Origin of the sequence: Bacillus testis, from assembly GCF_001243895.1 — a bacterium.
Lineage (GTDB): Bacteria > Bacillota > Bacilli > Bacillales > DSM-1321 > Bacillus_AD > Bacillus_AD testis.
Map to the genome: position 1 here is coordinate 3,480,353 of NZ_LN851186.1, position 20,544 is coordinate 3,500,896.

20 protein-coding genes and 2 riboswitches are annotated in these 20,544 nt (G+C 43.3%); of the genes, 2 read left to right on the plus strand and 18 right to left on the minus strand.

Annotated features, from left to right (window positions below):
* Positions 1-382: 382 nt before the first annotated feature.
* The 12 genes from BN1765_RS17330 to BN1765_RS17385 form a co-directional block, all read right to left on the minus strand.
* On the minus strand, positions 383-1,216 hold the full coding sequence (locus BN1765_RS17330) for a MetQ/NlpA family ABC transporter substrate-binding protein (RefSeq protein WP_050616288.1): 834 nt from the start codon (positions 1,214-1,216) through the stop codon (positions 383-385).
* A gap of 13 nt (positions 1,217-1,229) precedes the next feature.
* On the minus strand, positions 1,230-1,898 hold the full coding sequence (locus tag BN1765_RS17335; protein ID WP_050616289.1) for a methionine ABC transporter permease: 669 nt from the start codon (positions 1,896-1,898) through the stop codon (positions 1,230-1,232).
* Entirely contained in the window at positions 1,891-2,919 is a 1,029-nt protein-coding gene (locus BN1765_RS17340) for a methionine ABC transporter ATP-binding protein (RefSeq protein ID WP_050616290.1), read from the minus strand. The genes BN1765_RS17335 and BN1765_RS17340 overlap by 8 nt, the downstream gene beginning before the upstream one ends.
* 111 nt (positions 2,920-3,030) lie before the next feature.
* A riboswitch (SAM riboswitch) is annotated at positions 3,031-3,140 on the minus strand.
* A 107-nt stretch (positions 3,141-3,247) separates the two neighbouring features.
* Positions 3,248-4,570 carry an O-acetylhomoserine aminocarboxypropyltransferase/cysteine synthase family protein gene (locus BN1765_RS17345; RefSeq protein ID WP_050616291.1) on the minus strand — a complete coding sequence of 441 codons (1,323 nt, stop codon included), beginning with the start codon at positions 4,568-4,570 and terminating at the stop codon, positions 3,248-3,250.
* Between the two features lie 79 nt (positions 4,571-4,649).
* A riboswitch (SAM riboswitch) is annotated at positions 4,650-4,755 on the minus strand.
* A gap of 87 nt (positions 4,756-4,842) precedes the next feature.
* Complete coding sequence (locus BN1765_RS17350) at positions 4,843-5,181, minus strand: SCP2 sterol-binding domain-containing protein (protein WP_050616292.1); 339 nt, start codon at positions 5,179-5,181, stop codon at positions 4,843-4,845.
* 101 nt (positions 5,182-5,282) lie between these two features.
* Positions 5,283-5,603 (minus strand): thioredoxin family protein, encoded by a 321-nt coding sequence (locus BN1765_RS17355; protein WP_050616293.1) that lies wholly within the window; start codon positions 5,601-5,603, stop codon positions 5,283-5,285.
* Between the two features lie 8 nt (positions 5,604-5,611).
* Positions 5,612-5,974 (minus strand): toprim domain-containing protein, encoded by a 363-nt coding sequence (locus BN1765_RS17360; protein WP_050616826.1) that lies wholly within the window; start codon positions 5,972-5,974, stop codon positions 5,612-5,614.
* Positions 5,975-6,271: 297 nt separating this feature from the next.
* Entirely contained in the window at positions 6,272-6,658 is a 387-nt protein-coding gene (gene gcvH / locus BN1765_RS17365) for a glycine cleavage system protein GcvH (protein ID WP_050616294.1), read from the minus strand.
* A gap of 73 nt (positions 6,659-6,731) precedes the next feature.
* On the minus strand, positions 6,732-7,088 hold the full coding sequence (locus BN1765_RS17370) for an arsenate reductase family protein (RefSeq protein ID WP_050616295.1): 357 nt from the start codon (positions 7,086-7,088) through the stop codon (positions 6,732-6,734).
* A 251-nt stretch (positions 7,089-7,339) separates the two neighbouring features.
* A complete protein-coding gene (locus tag BN1765_RS17375; protein WP_050616296.1) occupies positions 7,340-9,124 on the minus strand; it encodes an acyl-CoA dehydrogenase family protein in 1,785 nt (594 codons plus the stop codon).
* Positions 9,125-9,173: 49 nt separating this feature from the next.
* Positions 9,174-10,352, minus strand: coding sequence for an acetyl-CoA C-acetyltransferase (locus BN1765_RS17380; protein WP_050616297.1), 1,179 nt, complete (start codon positions 10,350-10,352; stop codon positions 9,174-9,176).
* A gap of 27 nt (positions 10,353-10,379) precedes the next feature.
* The gene (locus tag BN1765_RS17385; RefSeq protein ID WP_050616298.1) at positions 10,380-12,764 is read right to left on the minus strand and encodes a 3-hydroxyacyl-CoA dehydrogenase/enoyl-CoA hydratase family protein; all 2,385 of its coding nucleotides are present in this window, start codon (positions 12,762-12,764) and stop codon (positions 10,380-10,382) included.
* A gap of 258 nt (positions 12,765-13,022) precedes the next feature.
* Between BN1765_RS17385 and BN1765_RS17390 the strand changes: the two genes are divergently transcribed.
* Entirely contained in the window at positions 13,023-13,304 is a 282-nt protein-coding gene (locus tag BN1765_RS17390; RefSeq protein WP_050616299.1) for a hypothetical protein, read from the plus strand.
* A 14-nt stretch (positions 13,305-13,318) separates the two neighbouring features.
* Positions 13,319-13,648 (plus strand): spore coat protein, encoded by a 330-nt coding sequence (locus tag BN1765_RS17395; RefSeq protein ID WP_050616300.1) that lies wholly within the window; start codon positions 13,319-13,321, stop codon positions 13,646-13,648.
* 57 nt (positions 13,649-13,705) lie between these two features.
* Here BN1765_RS17395 and rodA read toward each other — a convergent pair whose 3' ends face one another.
* The 6 genes from rodA to gnd form a co-directional block, all read right to left on the minus strand.
* Positions 13,706-14,878, minus strand: coding sequence for a rod shape-determining protein RodA (gene rodA / locus BN1765_RS17400; protein ID WP_050616827.1), 1,173 nt, complete (start codon positions 14,876-14,878; stop codon positions 13,706-13,708).
* A 1,168-nt stretch (positions 14,879-16,046) separates the two neighbouring features.
* On the minus strand, positions 16,047-16,367 hold the full coding sequence (locus BN1765_RS17405; RefSeq protein WP_050616301.1) for a winged helix-turn-helix transcriptional regulator: 321 nt from the start codon (positions 16,365-16,367) through the stop codon (positions 16,047-16,049).
* A gap of 475 nt (positions 16,368-16,842) precedes the next feature.
* The gene (locus tag BN1765_RS17410; RefSeq protein ID WP_069203105.1) at positions 16,843-17,334 is read right to left on the minus strand and encodes a hypothetical protein; all 492 of its coding nucleotides are present in this window, start codon (positions 17,332-17,334) and stop codon (positions 16,843-16,845) included.
* A gap of 77 nt (positions 17,335-17,411) precedes the next feature.
* On the minus strand, positions 17,412-18,743 hold the full coding sequence (locus tag BN1765_RS17415) for a glucose-6-phosphate isomerase (RefSeq protein WP_075050846.1): 1,332 nt from the start codon (positions 18,741-18,743) through the stop codon (positions 17,412-17,414).
* 153 nt (positions 18,744-18,896) lie between these two features.
* The gene (gene fsa / locus BN1765_RS17420; protein ID WP_050616303.1) at positions 18,897-19,562 is read right to left on the minus strand and encodes a fructose-6-phosphate aldolase; all 666 of its coding nucleotides are present in this window, start codon (positions 19,560-19,562) and stop codon (positions 18,897-18,899) included.
* Positions 19,563-19,590: 28 nt separating this feature from the next.
* Positions 19,591-20,484, minus strand: a complete 894-nt coding sequence (gene gnd / locus BN1765_RS17425) for a phosphogluconate dehydrogenase (NAD(+)-dependent, decarboxylating) (protein WP_050616304.1) — start codon at positions 20,482-20,484, stop codon at positions 19,591-19,593.
* Positions 20,485-20,544: the final 60 nt, after the last annotated feature.

Sequence of the window (20,544 nt, forward strand, 5' to 3'; positions counted from 1 at the left end):
CTCCGTGAGAAGATTGCATCGCCTTTTCCATTTCACTTGTCACATTCAAATCCAACTCATGAGAGTTAATAATGAACCAATCCTTTCTTTTATGCGTTAGCTCCTAACGCTTTGTCGTTTATTAGGATAACACTTTATTCATGTTGCCTACAAACTGTATATACCCGCATATACGGAAGCTAATCATCTTGAGCATGAATAGCAGGAAAAATAAATACTAGGCCTTACATATACTCGTGAATCCTTCCATATAAGCATCCAAAGCATCCCATATGAAAAGCGGACAGCAATCACCACATTGAGAATGATTGTTATTCAAATGAGAATAGAGGCCTATTTTACTCTAAAAAAAGAGACCCGGACAACCGGATCCCTTAACTGCTTATTCGGATACAGGCACTACTGCACCTTTATATTTATCTTTAATGAAGTCTTGGATTTCCTTTGAATGAAGAACATCCACCAGCGTTTGAATATCTTTATTGTCTTTGTCTTCTTTACGGACAGCAATCACATTTACGTATGGAGATTCAGATCCTTCAATGGCAATGGAGTCTTTAAGCGGGTTTAGCCCGCCATCAATTGCAAAGTTGCTGTTGATGGCAACAGCGTCGCCTTCGTCATTCTTATAGACCTGTGTTAAAAGTGGTGCATCGATGTCTGTTTTGAACTTAAGTTTTTTTGGATTGTCGACAATATCCTTCACCGTTGCAGCGGTTTTATCAATACCCTCTTTTAGCTTGATCAATCCTTTAGCTTCCAGTAACGATAAAACGCGGCCGTGGTCGGCTACTGAAGAACTCATGATGATTTCAGCGCCTTTCGGCAAATCTGTCAGCTTCTTATATTTTTTAGAATAGATGCCGATCGGTTCAATATGGATACCGCCTGCATTGACAAAGCCGTAATTGTTTTCTTTATTTTGAAGCTCAAGATATGGGATGTGTTGGAAGTAGTTGGCATCCAAATCTTTTTCAGCCAATGCTTTATTCGGCATTACATAATCATTGTACTTAACGATTTTCAGATCGATTCCTTTTTTCTCAAGCAACGGTTTTGCTTCTTCAAGAATTTCGGCATGAGGCACGTTTGTGGCTCCGACAGTCAACTTAGGATTGTCACCTGATGAAGATTTATCATCTTTGTCACTTGTACCGCATGCTGCCAACAATAGAGTTAAAGCTAGAACAAATAGTAAACTAATGCGTTTCTTCATTTTATTCTCTCCTTTATCTTTTATCTGTTATACGAGTGAAGAAATCACCGATAAACTGAACGATGAAGACAATCACCAATGTGATGACTGTCGCCACCAGGGTTACATCTGATTGGCCTCGTTGATATCCTTCAAGGTAAGCCACATTACCCAGGCCGCCCGCACCGACGACACCTGCCATGGCTGTGGATCCAATCAAGGCAATTGCTGTTACGGTAATGCCTGAAATGATGGCCGGTTTGGCTTCAGGCAATAAGACACTCCATATGATTGTACTTGTTTTGGCACCCATCGCTTTTGCTGCTTCAATGACACCCTTATCTATTTCACGGAGAGCAATTTCAACCATCCGCGCATAAAAAGGGGCTGTTCCGATGATCAGAGCGGGAAGCGCAGCCTTGGCCCCAATCATTGTTCCCATCAATGATTTTGTGAATGGGATTAAAAGGACAATCAATATAATGAACGGTATGCTTCGGAATATATTCACGTAAGCACCGACAATTCCGTAAACCAGCCGATTTTGCCACAAATTTCCTTTTGATGTTAAAAATAAAATCAGCCCTAAAGCGACTCCTACTATAAATACGAATAATAACGAGATTGCGGACATGAACAGTGTTTCATATGTTGCCTCCCACATCACATCCCAATCCAAGTTCTGAAAAAATGAATCATTCATGTGTAATCACCTCCACGCCCACTCTACGTTTTTGCAGGAAGTCAATAGCCTGCTGCAGTTCGGGAGCACTTCCGTCTATATGCAGGAACAGTGTTCCATACGATCCTTTCTGTGTCTGGGCAATTTTTCCCTCGATGATGTTAATATCAAAAGCGAACTCGCGGATTAACTGGCTCACCACAGGCTGATCTGTATCATCGCCGACAAACGTAAGCTTCACCACATGCCCCGAAGGGAATTTTTTCAATAAGTTATCAATTGCCTCCTGTGTGTCTTCCGGATCGGTCAATTGCTCAACAAACCGTTTGGTGATCGGCGCCTGAGGATTTTTGAAGACATCCAGCACATCGCCCAATTCCACAACCCGGCCAGCTTCCATCACCGCTACCCGATGGCAGATTTTTTGGATGACATGCATTTCATGAGTGATGAGAACAATCGTTAAATTCAATTTCTGATTAATATCGACCAATAATTCGAGGATACTATCGGTTGTTTGCGGATCAAGAGCCGAAGTTGCTTCATCGCATAAAAGCACTTTGGGATTATTGGCCAAAGCGCGGGCTATGCCAACACGCTGTTTCTGCCCTCCACTTAACTGCGAAGGATAGGCATCTCCTCTGCCTTCAAGGCCTACAAGACTGATCAGCTCATCGACACGCGCCAAGCGCTGCTTTGCAGGAACACCGGCAATTTCAAGCGGAAAAGCGATATTTTCGCGGACCGTTCTGGACCATAATAAGTTGAAATGCTGAAAGATCATTCCAATTTCATGCCTTGCTTTTCGAAGTTGTGCTCCTTTCGCTGATGAAATGATGTGCTCCCCAACCGTTATACTTCCTTCTGTAGGCACTTCCAAGCCATTCAACATCCGGATCAGTGTACTTTTCCCGGCGCCGCTGTATCCGATGACCCCAAATATCTCGCCAGCGTCAATATCGATTGATACTGAATCAACAGCCTTTAATGAAGAACCGGATTTACCCGTGAATATCTTTGTTACGTTATCTATTTTTATCATGATCAATCACCTCTTTGTAACTACTCACATTCCCTTAAAATGTTTCTCTAAAATAATAAAAGCCTTTCTGCAAAAATGAGCAGAAAGGCATGAATAGAAACAGGGACCTTTCTCTCATCTACCAAAGCATTTTTGCTTTGTGTGAATTGGCACCATTTCAAAAATATTTTGACGGTTGCCGGGTTTCATCGGGCACATCCCTCCACCTCTCTTGATAAGAGCTTCGCAATATTTATTTAATTTAATTGTTTACAATGAATAAGTTAATGTGATTCTATCATTATATAAAAATACTGTCAATGAAGCTTTTGGCATGCCATATGCTTTTTTAGTCTGTTAATAGGACTTCATTTGGCACTGATGTCTTGCCCGTTGCTGCTTCAATGGCCTTTTCCAGTTCTTCAATCAAATCGTCGACATGTTCGATTCCAATCGATAAACGGACTAGATCCTCGCTTACTCCGGAAAGCTTCAGTTCTTCCTCGCCCAGTTGCTGGTGGGTAGTGGACGCCGGATGGATGATCAGGCTTTTGGCATCTCCCACATTGGCCACATGGCTCCACAACTGGATCGAATTAATAAGGGCTGCTCCCGCTTCTCTTCCTCCCTCTATGCCGAATACAACAACTGCTCCCGCTCCTTTTGGCAGGTAATGGTCCGCCAGCGCTTTATTCGGGTGGCCGCTGTCCCCTGGATAAAGAACCCACTCGACTGCGGGGTGGCCTTTTAAATATTCGACGATTCGTTTTGTATTGGCTACATGCTCTTTCATTCTTACATGCAAGGTCTCCAATCCCAACGTAAATTGAAAGGCATTGAAAGGGGACAGCGCCGGACCCAAATCACGCAGCAATTGTACTCTTGCCTTTACGATATAGGCGGCTTCGCCATGCGTTTCGGCAAACACCATGTCATGATAGCTTGGATCTGGGGTAGTAAAGCCAGGAAACTTGCCAGAGCCCCAGTCAAATTTTCCGCCGTCCACTATGATTCCTCCAAGCGTTGTGCCATTGCCAAGCAGCCACTTAGTCGCGGAATGGACAACAATATCCGCACCAAAATCAATCGGCTTGCAGAGATATGGCGTGGCAAGAGTATTATCAACAATTAGTGGAATCCCATTCTCGTGAGCGATTTCTGCCACTTTCTCAATATCCAGGACATGAAGGCTTGGATTCCCTATTGTTTCAGCAAAAATGGCTTTCGTCTTCGGCGTGATGGCAGAGCGGAAATTTTCCGGCTGATCAGGCTCGACCAACTTAGCTTTTATGCCATATTTGGGAAGTGTATTGGCCAGGAGGTTGAATGTTCCTCCATACAAATTAGAAGCTGCTACGATTTCATCGCCGGCTCCGGCAATATTAAGGATGGCCAGCGTAATAGCAGCCATGCCGCTAGATACGCCCAATGCGCCTATTCCGCCTTCCAGCTGTGCCATACGTTCTTCAAACACAGAGACGGTCGGATTGTGGATTCTAGAATAGATATATCCGGGTTCCTTGAGCCCAAAAAGATTAGCCGCATGTTCGCTGTCCTTGAATAAATAGGCATTGCTTTGATAAATGGGGGCAGAACGAGCTCCCGTTACTGGATCGGCCCGCAAGCCGCCATGTATACTTACTGTTTCAAACCGATACTTTTTATCGCTCATCCGTTTTTCCTCCCTAACCCTCTCTCTTTTGTCCATGACAAAAAGCTTCTTCAAAGAGAAGAAGCCCTGACGTACGATCTTCTCATCTTTGCGGAACTATTCATTCCGCTGGATTTGGCACCGTGCATATCCATGCCGGTTGCCGGGCTTCACAGGGCCGCTCCCTCCACCACTCTTGATAAGATAATTCTGATTTATTTCATCAACTTAAATGGAAATATATCACTTTCCATCCGTATAAGTCAATGCTTTATTTTTAAAATTTAAAATAATCAAACTACTTCTCGTTCAGAGCTTAGTAAAAGGATTGCTTCCAACAACAGAATCTGGCGGTAATTTCCCTGCAGCTTCACTTTGTTCTGTTTCTGCAGCTGCCGCAGAGATGCTGTTCCCTTGATAATTTTAAGGAGATCTTCTTCTTCCCCTATAATGGAAACCCGATAGGTACCTTTATCCGTATAATGTGTATGAACCTCTCTATTTGAAAGAAAGAGATGCCACTTTCCTGTTTCAGACGAAAAAACAACCATTGTGTGGGCCTTCCTCAGTAAAACATGCAGCTGCTGCCTCTCCTCCAATGTATGCATCATTGATTGTAAAATATGGTCCAACGCCGCCACTCCTTTCCAGTCCTCTTTATAAAAGAAATACAACGTTGGCACCATAAAACCTTTAATAAACGCTCGACAAGTATTTCAGCGATGTCGATTATTCAGACTTCCTCTGCAAAATGCTTTTTCAGACGTTCCAACAAGTATGGAACAGACTGAAAGGCGTACAATTTATCCGTCAGCTCTCCATGTTTAAAAAACAACAGGCACGGAACGCTTTCCACCTGATACTTAAGGGCTGTCTGTTCAATATAATTGGCATTGCTTTTACCAATGGCTGCATCAGGGAGCAATTCTTCAATGACCAACAGCATTTTAGATGCCACTTGGCAAGTACCGCATAATGGCGTGTACATGTAGAGGCAGAACCGGTCTCCGCCATCAATCCGCTTCTGCAGTTCTTCCCCATTCCATTCTTCCATTTCTACCTTCATCCTTTATATAAATATTCCGTGTGGATCGCAAAATTGGCCCCCAGCAACACCGCCGCAATATGATAATCAGGGGCCGCCGCCACTTCCCTGTATGTTCTATCTATATAGAGGTGGCGCGCATTGGGAATCTCCCGCTTGAATTGTTTTCTCAGTTTGTCACCGGATTCGTCGCTATCCGTCAGAATATAGACATCTTTGTCGTAGAGTTCATCTACAAAAGAATCCATTTTCTGATAAGAAATCGTCCCGTTCGTGCAAAGGATGTCCACCTCTTCATTCAATATTTTTTGAACTTTTTTCCGATCGGACGACCCTTCAACCACCAGGACTTTTTCTGTCTGAACATCACCCAATATCATCACCTTTTTCAGTCTATTATGAAGTGAAAACATGCCGGCAAATGCATTTAATCGATCTGCACCTGACGCTTGGCTAAACACATCGTTATAATCCTATTCTGTTAAGGCCGGACCGCTACCGATTCAAAAGCCAAGAGAATCGAACAGCAAAGATTCCTTAAACATAACATATCCGAAAACAGGCTAATTATCTATTTGCATGATAAGCGGTGCTCTAAGCAGGAGGATGAGCTCCCATTTAAGAAAAGGAAAAAAAAGAAGCTGCATTATTGCAGCCTCTACTTTTTCGAGAAGACCTTACTCTTCGTTGATCATTTCCTCATATTGTTCAGCTGTCATCAAGTTTTCGATTTCAGATGCATCGCTTGGCTCAATGACAATCATCCAAGCCTTATCATAGGAAGATTCATTCACATATTCCGGATTATCGTCCAAATCCTCGTTCACTTCAACAATTTTACCGGATACAGGTGCGTATAATTCGGAAACGGTCTTAACAGATTCAACGCTTCCGAAAGGCTCATCAGCTGAAATGCTGGTGCCTACTTCCGGCAGCTCAACGAATACGATGTCGCCAAGCTCTGATTGCGCAAAATCAGTGATGCCGATGCGAAGTTTATCACCTTCTGTTTTTACCCATTCATGTTCTTCTGAATAACGCAAATCCTTTGGTGTGTTTGCCATCAAAAATCCCTCCACTATATATGTTTGTATGGTTCCATCTATAAATCATGCCTACTAAAAAACATGTAAGCGCCTATAGCCAAACTTCCTGGAACTGTTCTTCCTTAAAACCGAGTGTGACATGTTTGCCATCCGTTACAATCGGGCGTTTAATCAGCATGCCATCGGATGCCAGCAGTTCCAACATTTCATCCTCACTCGCGTCCTTAAGCACATCCTTCAAACCGAGTTCCCGATATTTTTGGCCACTCGTGTTGAAAAATTTCTTCAATTCCAATCCACTCTTTAGATGAAGATCTTTCAGCTCATTCTTGGAAGGGGGATTGTCCACTATATGTATCTCTCTAAAAGGCAAATCATGGCTTTCCAGCCACTTCTTTGCATTGCGGCAGGTACCGCATTTTGGATACCAATACATGACCAACTGCATATTCATCACCTTCTCTTAGAATACATAATCTTTTAAAAAAGTACAAAGGTTTTGTTTCCTTTAACGAGCCTCGAATCCTGTATCCATCTGATAGCCTTGCCTCCCTCTAAAGTGAAACTTTACTCAGGTTGTCTTCAATCATTCCACTACTGATTATTGAATCAACCGGCTTCATACTGGCAGTGCCAATTAGTAAAAATGGAGCCGCCATCAATGGCGGCTCCTATTCATCACAGGGTTCGATTGTCGATTTAGACAGTATATTTTTCAGCTTCGATCAAGGCTACTGAAGCTTCCCGTTTCTTGCTGATTACATTGATTGGCGTGAAGCGCGCCAATTTTCGAAGCGCAGAAATCATGACACGGAGTGTGTCGCCTTCTTCTGTTGCAATCAATGTTTCTTTTGCGTGCTGTTCGATCAAGGCGAATGCTTCTTGGCAGAAAATTTGAGTATACAATAATTTTTGCTTGCTCTTCTCTTCGCCAACTCTTTTAATCGATTTTTCTGTGCGCAATACAGCTGATTCCATTGCATATGCCAATGAGGCGATATCAGCGATATTCACTAGGATTTCCTGCTCGTCATTCAGGTTGTTTCCGTATTTTTGAGCAGCCAATCCAGCTGCCAACAAGCCGATTTTCTTTGCGTTCTTCACAAGCATTTTTTCTTGGGCAAGCGCTTCGTCACCTGATTCTTCCGGCATAAGCATCATCAATTCTTCCTGAAGGGCCATTGCCTTTTGAAGAAGTGGAAGCTCGCCTTTCATTGCTTTGCGAAGCAATGTACCCGGAACTAGGAAGCGGTTGATTTCGTTTGTTCCTTCAAAAATCCGGTTGATGCGGGAATCACGGTAAATTCTTTCGATTTCATATTCAGCCATGAAGCCGTATCCACCGTGCAACTGAACGCCCTCATCGGCTACATAATCCAATACTTCCGTAGCGAAGAATTTATTCATGGAGCACTCGATGGCGTACTCAGCAATCGATTTCGCTACTTCTTTGCCGTCTTTAGCCTCTTCAGCCGACAGCATACCCATACGGTCATCAAACAATCCTACAGTCCGGTATACAGAACTTTCAGCTGCATACATTTTGGAAGCCATCGTTGCGAGCTTTTCTTTTGTCAGGTTAAAAGATGAAATCGGTGTTTTGAATTGTTGGCGTTGATTGGTATAAGAAACCGCCACTTCGAAGGCCCGCTTAGAAGCGCCGACAGCGCCCACACCCAATTTATAGCGTCCGATATTCAGGATATTGAAGGCGATGACATGTCCGCGGCCCACTTCACCCAATAGATTTTCAACAGGGACTTGGGCATCTTCCAAGATCAATGTACGTGTGGAAGAGCTTTTGATCCCCATTTTCTTTTCTTCCGCACCGGTAGATACACCTGGAAAATCGCGTTCTACGATAAATGCAGAGAATTTGTCGCCATCCACTTTTGCATAGACAACAAATACGTCAGCAAATCCGGCATTGGTAATCCATTGTTTTTCCCCGTTAAGCACATAATGTGTTCCTTCACTGTTCAATTTTGCTGTTGTTTTTGCGCCTAATGCATCGGAACCGGAACTTGGTTCAGTCAAGGCATAAGCAGCCAACTTTTCACCGGTGGCCAATAAAGGCAAATATTTTTGTTTTTGTTCTTCGTTTCCGAAGAGAACGATCGGCAATGAGCCAATCCCAACATGTGCCCCGTGCGTGATGGAGAAACCGCCTGCACGCGCCATTTTTTCAGCGATTAAAGCAGAACTGATTTTATCCAATCCCAATCCGCCGTACTCTTCAGGAACATCGGCACCCAGTAAGCCAAGTTCTCCCGCTTCTTTCAATAAACGGACAGAATTTTCAAATTCATGGTTTTCCAATTTATCAATGACCGGTACGACACTTTTGTTCACATAATCTTCTGTCGTTTTAGCGATCATTTTTTGCTCTTCTGTAAAATCTTCCGGTGTGAACACGCGATCCAGTTCCACATCCTCAATGATGAAACTTCCGCCCTTAATAATATTTGAAGTAGTGTTTGACATTAGAAAAGCCTCCCTGTTCATTTTGTTTATATTTGTCCCTGACTATGGATTAAGCCATCAATTCGAATACTCCGGCAGCTCCCATGCCTCCGCCGATACACATCGTGACAATACCGAACTGTTGGTTTCTGCGTTTCATTTCATGCAGCAAAGTCAACGTCAGTTTGGCCCCTGTACATCCAAGCGGGTGCCCTAAAGCGATCGCGCCGCCATTCACATTCACTTTTTCCTCATCGATGCCCAGCTCTCTGATAACCTGGATCGATTGGGAAGCGAATGCCTCATTCAATTCGAATAAACCGATATCGGATAATTCCAGTCCCGCAAGCTTCAGTGCTTTCGGAATGGCAGCCACTGGCCCGATCCCCATGATTTCAGGCGGTACACCAGCAACAGCGAAAGAACGGAACTTGCCCATTGGCTTCATTCCCAACGAACTCGCTTTTTCGCCATCCATGACCATTACTGCAGCTGCTCCGTCACTTGTTTGGGAAGCATTCCCCGCTGTGACGCTGCCTGTCATAGAAAAGGCCGGACGCAAGCGAGCTAATCCCTCGACGCTGGTATCCGGGCGAACGCCCTCGTCTATGGAGAACTGAATGTTCTTTTCCTTCAGTTTATGGTCACTGCCGACAGATCGCATCGTAACATCCACCGGTACAATTTCATCTGTGAATTTCCCTGCTTTAATGGCTGCAGCAGCTTTTTGATGGCTTCTCACCGCAAATGCATCTTGATCTTCACGGGAAATGCCAAACTTTTTAGCTACTTCCTCGGCTGTATGCCCCATTCCCATATAATACTCTGGAGCATTTTGAGCTAGCGTTAGATTAGGACGGGTCACATGGCCCATCATCGGCACAAGGCTCATCGATTCAGCGCCGCCTGCGATAATCGTGTCACTTTGGCCTAGCATAATGCGCTCAGCTCCATATGCAATCGATTGAAGGCCGCTGGAGCAATACCGGTTGATGGTAATGGCCGGCACCGTATCCGGCAATCCAGCCAATGCACCGATATTTCTTGCCATATTTAATCCTTGTTCCGCTTCCGGCATCGCACATCCGATAATTAGATCATCGATATTTCCTTCATAATTGCCTGCACGCTTCAACGTTTCCTTTACAACCAATGCTCCCATGTCATCAGGACGCACATGGGCAAGCGTCCCTTTCTTCGCTTTCCCGATCGGTGTTCTCGCACCTGCTACAATTACCGCTTCTCTCATGTCGAACCTCCTCATTTCCGCTATTGATTAGTTACGCAACGGCTTACCTTTAACAAGCATATTTTGCATTCTCGCCTGGGTCTTAGGCTGTTGGATCAAGCTCACGAAAGCTTGCAGTTCCAAATCCAGTAAGTACTCTTCGTCCACTACTGTGCCATACGGAACCTTTCCTCCAGCAATAACGAATGCTAATTTTTCGGCAATCTTCATATCATAATCAGAAATGAATCCTGACAGTTTCATAGCTTGAGCTCCAAGCAACAGAGCTGCATAACCTGTTTCTCCGACAACCGGCACCTTGCTGCGGATACGGCCGGAATATCCTTCTGCATGCATGGACAACACAGTCTGTTTCGCATCGTATAAAAGATGGTCCGGATTGACGCTTACTTTGTCGCTATTATTCAGGAAGCCCATTTCCCGCGCTTCCTCGCCAGATGTAGAAACTTTAGCGGTGGCGACCATTTCAAAAACCTTATTAGCCACCTTTTGGATATCGAAGTCAACGCCTTTTGGCAAAGCTTCGATATGCTTAATATAAAGTTCTTTGCTGCCGCCTCCGCCAGGGATTAAGCCAACGCCCGGTTCCACAAGGCCGATATAGGCTTCCGGTGATGCTTGAATGCGCGCTGCCGGAAGGCATACTTCCGCACCGCCGCCCAGTGTCATGGAGAATGGCGCTGCCACGACCGGTTTAGAACTGTATTTTATTTTCAACATTGCTTTTTGGAATTGGCTGACGACCATTTGGATTTCCATCATATTGTCATCCTGTGCTTCCATCAGCATCATGGCTAGGTTTGCACCCACACAGAAGTTCTTGCCCTGGTTGCCGATGACTAATCCCTTATAATTCTTTTCAACTTCATCAACCGCAAAATTGATCATTTGGATAATGTCCATGCCGATCGCATTGTTCTGTGAGTGGAATTCAAGCAGCGCAACGCCGTCACCTAAATCAATAAGGCTCGCCCCACTATTCTTCTTGATGACGCCTTTTTGTTTCTTAAGCTGTTTCAAGTTGATATTTTTCGGGTTTTCGACGACTTGCTTATATTCACCGTTATGGTAATAGAACAAATGGCCGTCTTCTTCTTTGTAGAAGGAAGCATTGCCTGCTGCCAACATGTTTTCAACCCATTCAGGCACTTGCTTTCCTTCCGCCTTCATTCGCTCTACCGCTTTTGCGACACCGATGCTGTCCCACATTTCGAATGGGCCTTGCTGCCAGCCGAAGCCCCATTTCATTGCTTCATCAATCGCTTGGATGGTATCGGCAATTTCACCGTGCAACTGTGCCGAATAAAGAAGGACAGGGCTTGTGATATTCCAAAGTAAGGTTCCTACTTGGTCTTCACTATATAAAAGCGTTTTCAATTTATTCGCTAATCCTTTTTGTTGTTTGACAGCCTGCAGGGATGCTGATTTAAATTTTTTGCGTTCTTGGTATTCCATTGTTTCTGGATTGAGTTCGAGGATTTCTTTTCCTTTTTTCAGGAAGAAACCTTGGCCTGACTTAGCTCCATACCAACCTTTATCAAGCATTTTTCGGATAAACGGCGGGATTTCAAATACTTTTTTCTCTTCACCATCCACTTGATCATAGACATTCTTGGCAACATGGGCGAATGTATCAAGGCCGACAACATCCAATGTTCTGAAGGTTGCGCTTGATGGTCTGCCGATGACTGGGCCTGTTACAGAGTCCACTTCACCAATGCTGTAGCCGCCTTTAAGCATTTCCTGCACGGTGACAAGCAGACCATATGTGCCGATGCGGTTCGCAATAAAGTTAGGCGTATCCTTCGCGATAACGACCCCTTTGCCGAGTACATCTTCGCCGAATGTTTTCATAAAAGACAGAACGTCACTGTCTGTATATTGTGTTGGAATGACTTCCAATAATTTCAGATAACGGGGAGGATTGAAGAAATGCGTACCGAGGAAATGCTTTTTGAAGTCCTCAGAGCGCCCTTCAACCATTGCTTCAACTGAGATGCCGGACGTATTGGAGGAAACAATGCTTCCCGGTTTGCGGTGTTGGTCTACTTGTTCAAATACGCTTCTCTTTACATCCAGGTTCTCAACGACTACCTCTATGACCCAATCAACCTCGGCCAGACGCTTCATATCGTCTTCGAAGTTGCCTACTTGAAGCAGATCAATATTTTTTTTAACTGCAAGAGGTGCAGGTTTTTGTTTCAATAATTTTTGCAGATTCGCAGCTGGAATCCGATTTCTGACTTGTGCATCTTCCAATGTAAGTCCTTTTTGCTTTTCCGCATCCGTCAATTCACGCGGCACAATATCAAGCAGCAATGTAGGAATCCCAACGTTGGCAAGATGTGCAGCAATACCGGCACCCATGACTCCTGAACCTAATACCGCCGCTTTATGAATGTTTCGTACCAACACAATGTCCCCCTTTGTACGTTTGAATGAATATTCATTCATTTTTCACGTAAAAAAATTTTGGATAAAAAATCTTATATGTTCATAATAAGAGATTTTGGAAATTTTCGCAATAATTTACCATTACAATTTTAAAAATATTTTCACAGCAACCACTTCAAGGGCAACGCTGAAAGAACCCAGCATGGACTCTCCAGATGTATATTTAACTCAATCAAACAAAAACTAAAAATGATCTTTTTATAAGGAGGGTTAACAATGGAACAGTTGAACCAGAATCAGCAGATAAATAACACCCAAGCAATTTTTCAGGAACCCCCCGCTGTCATCACCTCTAAGGACGCTCTATATTTGACAGATATGATGAATTGGAATCTGATTATTGCCAAAAAAGCGGCCCTATTTGCAATGAACTGCCAAGACGAAGAAATTAAACAAGCAATCACTGCGTTGGGAAAAATGCATGAACAGCAATATGATCGCTTCCTTCAACATCTAGGTTTGGGATCACAGCCATCCCAGCCATCCATTTCCCATTAAAAGGTGGAGAGACTATGAATTCAAAAATACAAAATCCAAAAACGCAGCAACCAGAAACTCCAGCTATGAATGACCGTGATTATTTGAATGACATGCTTGCAACTGAGAAGTATATCACAAACTCCTACAGCACAGCCATGCATGAAGCAAGCCATAAAGGCTTATATGAAGATATTTTCACTTCGTTCACAGAGTCCTCTCATGCGCAACGAAATGTATACGATCTAATGTTCAAAAAGGGATGGTATGGCTTGGAAAAAGCGGAAGCCCAATCCTTGGCCCAATCCCATCAACAATTTACAGGCTATAAAAATCAATTTCCCTTCGGAAATGGTCTGCAGTAAGATCAAAAAAAAGGCTCCTCAAAAGGGCCTTTTTTTGATTAATAGCAGGGAATGCAATTATTTTTCTGTTGAAAACATATAGTTCTTATAATGGTATCCGATGCTAAAGATAAGCCCCATTCCCAGCATATTACCGAGCAATGAACTTCCTCCATAACTGATGAATGGCAACGGAATACCTGTTATAGGCAATAATCCAATGGTCATGCCGATATTCTGAAATACATGGAAGGTGATCATTGAGATAATCCCTACGCAGATATACGTATAGAAATGATTCTTCGTATTCATCGCAATCTTAATGATATGGTAAATCAATAGGAAGAATAGGCTGACAATAATACTTGTGCCAACAAAGCCGAACTCCTCGCCGATTACACTGAAAATAAAGTCAGTCTGGCTTTCAGGCAAATAAACTTCACTGTTTCCCACACCCTTGCCCGTTGTTTGGCCGGAGCCGATGGCAAGCAGGGATTTCATCAACTGATAACCGGTGGAATCCTGATTATTGTATGGATCCAACCAAGAATAAATTCTATTAAACTGATACGATTTTACTCCTAAATACTTTTCCAGAACATCCGGCGCCCAGATAACTAAAGCCAAAATCGTGCCGGCAAATACGGTAATGCCCGAAAAAATCGGCACAAGGATTTTCCAAGAGATGCCTGATACAAAAATAACACCCACCATGATTGCAAGCAATACCAAGGAAGTTCCCAAGTCTGGCTGCAGCATGACAAGAAATAAAGGAGCTCCAGTAACCAAGCCTATTTTGATTAAAAGCCAGATATCCGAATGAATGGTTTTCACCATATTCTTGGCATGATGGGTTGTCACCACATTCGCCAACGCGAGCACTAGGAACACCTTCATAAATTCAGAAGGCTGCAAGGATCCCAATGCAGGAAATCTGAACCAGCTTTTCGCGCCATTAATGGTCGGAGCCAGGCTTTCCGGAGCTATAACCAAGGCAAAAAGCAACAGCAAGCCGAAGCCATAAGCATACCAGGATATTTTTTTCAGTTGATCGGAATCCAGCCTAATGACACCAAAAATGATCAGACCTCCGACTATATACCATACAACTTGTTTAACGAGAAAATTTCCTCCGTATTGTCCGCTCGTTTGTGCACTGTAAATTGCGATGCAACTGCTCAGGAAAAGGAGAAATAAAATCAAGAACAAAGTGTAGTCTATTCTAGATGAACGTAATTTAACTGGTTGCACGTCATATTCCCCTTTATAGATTTGATTCAAAAAAAGCATTCTTAAATAAAAAAAGAACACCTTTTAATTATACTGTAAAGCACAAAAATCACAACCTTGAACACCGAAAAGCGGAGAACACCCGTTTAGCGGTGTAGGGACTGGAGCCCTTTCTCTTTGAGATAAAGGAAACACAGCGAACGAAGAGAGCTGATGTTGACTTATCGTAGAAGAAAAGGGTGAAGTCCCCTAGCCTCTGGGTGTTCGGAGCTAGACATCACCGAAAAGCGGAAGTGACCGTTTAGGGACGTACAAACTGGAGTACCTTTTCTTTGAGATAAAGGAAACACGGCGAGGATACGAGCCGATGTTGACTTATCGTAGAAGAAAGGTGCGAAGTTTGCTAGTCCCTAGTCACTGCAGCTAGACATCACCGAAAAGCGGAAACGGTCGTTTAGCGCCGTACAAACTGGAGCGCTTTTCCTGAGATAAAGGAAACACAGCGAACGAAGAGAGCTGATGTTGACTTATCGTAGGGAAAAGAGTGAAGTTTGCTAGGCGCTGACCGTTGGAGCTAGACAACACCGAAAAGCGGAGAACACCCGTTTAGCGGTGTAGGGACTGGAGCCCTTTCTCTTTGAGATAAAGGAAACACAGCGAACGCAGAGAGCTGATGTTGACTTATCGTAGAAGAAAAGGGTGAAGTCCCCTAGCCGCTGGGTGTTCGGAGCTAGACATCACCGAAAAGCGGAAGTGACCGTTTAGGGACGTACAAACTGGAGGGATTTTCTTGAGATAAAGGAAACACAGCGAACGAAGAGAGCTGATGATGACTTATCGTAGAGAAAAACCCGAAGTTTGCTAGTCCCTGGTCACTGCAGCTAGACAACACCGAAAAGCGGAAACGGTCGTTTAGCGCCGTACAAACTGGAGCGCTTTTCCTGAGATAAAGGAAACACAGCGAACAAAGAGAGCTGATGTTGACTTATCGTAGGGAAAAGAGTGAAGTTTGCTAGGCGCTGACCGTTGGAGCTAGACAACACCGAAAAACGGAGAACACCCGTTTAGAGGCGTAGGGACTGAAGCGCTTTCCCTGAGATAAAGGAAACACAGCGAACGAAAGAGAGCCCATATTGACTTATCGTAGAGAAAAAGGTGAAGCCCCCTAGCCTCTGCTAAAGACTGCTGGTTACCACCATTCATCCGCCCAATCCTCAATAGACTTTAACGCCTGCCCTAAACCTAAACCCTTGGCAGTCAATGTATACTCTGTCCGCAAAGGTCGCTCCGAGATGACATCGCGCTCCACTATACCGTGATCTTCCAGTTCCTTCATTCGTTCATTCAGCATTTTTTTGCTTAAATCCGGAATATAAGCATGAATTTCACTGAATCTTTTAGGTTTCTCCATTAAAGTGTGGATAATGGATATGATCCATTTCTTTCCTATCAAATTGAATGACTGCTCTTTTTTCTTACATAATTTCCCGAATGTTTGATCATCGGCCATAACTCATCACCTCACCTTTCATTGAGTAACTATGTAAGCCGTTCTGCCTGGCGCAAGATTCCTACTCCAACATGGGAGTGAAGATAAAGACAATCAAGCGACAGTTAGAATCCAATTGTTCAACTAATCATCGGTGAAAGATGAATAAAAATCCTCACCAATGCCAAAGTTTTAGTATTATATTTTGCAAAACCGTTCACCCGGTAAATATATCATAAATGATTGCAGCAAAAAAATAATTGTAAACGCTTTACTAACTGTGTAAAAATCAGCCATCTTTTACTCTTTATACCCCCCGACCAAAAGATGGAACCCGCAAAAGCCACGTCCCCAAGGAGCACTTGCCGCTCGGCCAGCGGAAAGCGAACACTTCCCCAGAATATGAAAAAGAGCCTCACTAACCGGAATACGACAGCATCTCCATGGTAGTAGGCTCTCTCTATAGATTATGTGTAAGCACAAGTTATCCACCTTATTAACTGCATTTAATCAATGGTGCTTTTTCGACATGTTCATCGTTCAGTTTCAACAGCTCTTTCATAAAAGCTGCCATTTTTGTTTTCTCTGGCGACTGTTCCTGCTTCATTTCTTCCATAGCGCGCAAAATTCCTTGCTTAAAAGCATTTGTATGGATCATCCACTCACTGATCATCTGCTTAGTTGCATCTCGTTCTCCTTTATCCTTCACCGCAAATAAGTTTTCTGTGGTAGGTTCCAATAACTCTAGACCGCTTAATTCTTTATCCATTGCCATCCAGAAATAATTCATCTGGCTTTCATAATCATGGGATTCATATAGATCCTTATCTTCTCTTAATAGATAATATTGAATACCGATTTTTATGCGGTATTTATCCTGTTGTTCATCAGGCAACTTTACATCAACGACTTCGATATTTTTCTCCGCATCTATATATGTTTCCAGTCCGTATGCTGTTTTGATGACTTTTGCATCAAGCAAATTCATATATACCCCTTCTTTCTTTTGCAAGTATAAAACAAGCATCCTTTCCTTCATGCGAAGGCTCGGATGCTCGTTCTTAATTATAGACGTTTCATTAATGCTTCTTTTTCACTTTCATAGCCAGGCTTTCCGAGCAAAGCGAACATATTCTTTTTGTAAGCTTCCACACCAGGTTGGTCGAATGGATTAACACCCATCAATAAACCGCTGATGCCGCATGCTTTTTCGAAGAAATAAACCATCTCGCCAAATGTATACTCAGTAAGTTCGTCTAACTCTACGATTATATTCGGCACATTGCCGTCCACATGGGCCAAAACAGTGCCTTGGAATGCTTTTTTGTTAATTTCATCCAATGTTTTGCCAGATAAGAAATTTAGGCCATCCAAGTTTGCAGCGTCTTCTTGAACAGTCATTTCCACTTTTGGTTTCTTGACTTGTACTACTGTTTCAATCAGGTCTCTGCGTCCTTCTTGTACGTATTGTCCCATAGAGTGCAAGTCAGTCGAGAAATCGACAGAAGCAGGGAACAATCCTTTTTGGTCTTTCCCTTCACTTTCGCCGAATAGCTGTTTCCACCATTCTGATACATAATGAAGAGCTGGTTCATAATTCACGAGCAATTCAATGTTTTTGCCTTTGCGGTATAATGCATTTCGCACAGCCGCATATTGGTAACTTTCATTTGTTGCCAATTTAGGATCATTATATTTAGCCGCTGCAGCTGCTGCGCCTTTCATCATTTCATCGATATCCAATCCAGAAACTGCGATCGGCAATAATCCAACTGCTGTAAGAACAGAATATCGGCCGCCGACATCATCAGGAATGACGAATGTTTCATAGCCTTCTTCGTCAGCCAGTTGTTTTAAGGCGCCTTTTTCCCGGTCAGTTGTAGCGAAAATCCGTTTTTTCGCTTCTTCTTTGCCATATTTCTTTTCCATGTATTCGCGGAAAATGCGGAATGCAAGTGCCGGTTCTGTTGTTGTTCCTGATTTAGAGATCACATTTACCGAAATATCTTTCCCTTCCAACACTTCCATCAAATGTGAAAGATAGGTTGAGCTGATATTTTGGCCAGCGAAATAGACCTCAGTTGTGCCTTCCATTTGGTTATGGAAAGAATGAGAAAGAGCTTCAATCGCTGCGCGAGCCCCTAAATATGAACCGCCGATTCCGATGACAACCAAAGCATCTGAATGGCTGCGGATTCTTTCAGCAGCTTTCTTGATACGGCTGAATTCCTCTTTGTCATATTCAGTCGGAAGGTCTACCCAGCCGTGAAAATCGGAGCCGGGCCCTTTATGTTCATGCAGCATATGATGTGCAACTTCAACAAAATCACCAAGATTATCAACCTCTTGCTGATTCATGAACGGTAAAACATTCGAATAATTCAGTGAAATAGACAAACGAAACAATCCCCTTTCGTATAAAGCAAAACTTTGATTGGAAGGAACATCCTCCCTGCCGATCAACAAAAATCACTCTTACTGAAAAAACTGCTTAAAGGCAACGGACAAACAACGTTGTCCGGAGCCTAGCAGTCTCTTATTGATCCTTTATTATTTAACAGCCTTTGTCCAATCAGCAGCGAATTTTTCGATACCTTGGTCTGTTAATGGGTGTTTAGTCAATTGTTGAATGACTTTGAATGGAATGGTTGCAATATCAGCGCCAGCCATTGCTACACGAGTTACATGGTCCGGATGTCTGACAGATGCTGCGATAATTTGAGAATCGATGTTGTGGATTCGGAATAGCTCAGCAATCTTAGAAACTAATAGAACGCCGTCTTCAGAGATATCATCCAATCTTCCCAAGAATGGAGAAACATAGCTAGCGCCTGCGCGAGCTGCCAATAAGGCTTGGTTTACAGTGAAGATCAATGTCACATTCACTTTAACGCCTTTTTTAGCTAGGTAACGAGTTGTTTCTAAACCAGCTTCAGTCATTGGCACTTTGATTGTTACTCTTTTATCTCCATTGTTGATTTTGATTAATTCATCGGCTTCAGCCATCATTTGTTCAGCAGTAATGGCATCAGGAGTTACTTCAGCAGAAACAGATTCTACATCAGGAACTGCTAGCAGAATTTCTTCGATGCGGTCTTCGAATTTCACGCCTTCTTTAGCTACTAATGAAGGGTTTGTTGTTACACCGTTCAATACACCCATTTTGTACGCTTTTTTAATATCATCCATGTTTGCAGTATCAATAAAGAATTTCATTTATAATGACCTCCGTTTTTTTGTTAGATTATTTGCTTTCTACAGCATGTCCGCCGAACTCATTGCGTAGTGCAGCGACAACTTTACCGGTGAATGTATCATCCTCAAGGGAACGATATCTCATCAATAAGGACATAGCGATCACTGGAGTTGCTGTTTGCAGATCCAATGCTGATTCAAGAGTCCATTTTCCTTCTCCTGAAGAGTGCATAACACCTTTAATAGCATCCAGCTTAGCGTCTTTGGAGAATGCACTTTCTGTAAGTTCCATTAACCATGAACGGATGACGGAACCATTGTTCCAGACACGGGCCACTTTTTCGAAATCATAATCGAATTGGCTCTTTTCCAATAATTCGAATCCTTCACCGATTGCAGCCATCATACCGTATTCCACACCATTGTGGACCATTTTCAAGTAATGTCCGCTTCCGGCTGGACCTGCGTATAGATAGCCTTTTTCTACGGCTGTATCAGCAAATACAGGTTCAACAACTTCCCAAGCCTCAGGATCTCCACCGACCATATAGCATGCACCGTTGCGTGCGCCGCTTGTGCCGCCAGAAGTACCGGCATCCATGAAGTGGATTCCTTTTTCTTTCAATAATTCATAACGGCGGATGGATTCTTTATAATGAGAGTTTCCAGCTTCAATGATGATATCGCCTTTAGCTAGGAATGGTGTGATTTCGTCAATGACGGAATCTACCACCTGATGAGGTACCATCACCCATAACACACGTGGCTGTTCTAGCTTTTCAGCAAGTTCTTTCAATGTTGAAGCTCCTGTTGCGCCGTAGCCTTCCATTTGTTTGATTGCGTCGCTGTTTACGTCGAAAGCGACCACTTCATGTTTGTGGTCCAACATATTTTGGCCAAGGTTCATCCCCATTTTGCCAAGGCCGATTAACCCGATTTTCAAACCAATCTCCTCCTATTATCAAAAACCATTAATTTATATCTATTGAAACAGTCCCGCAAA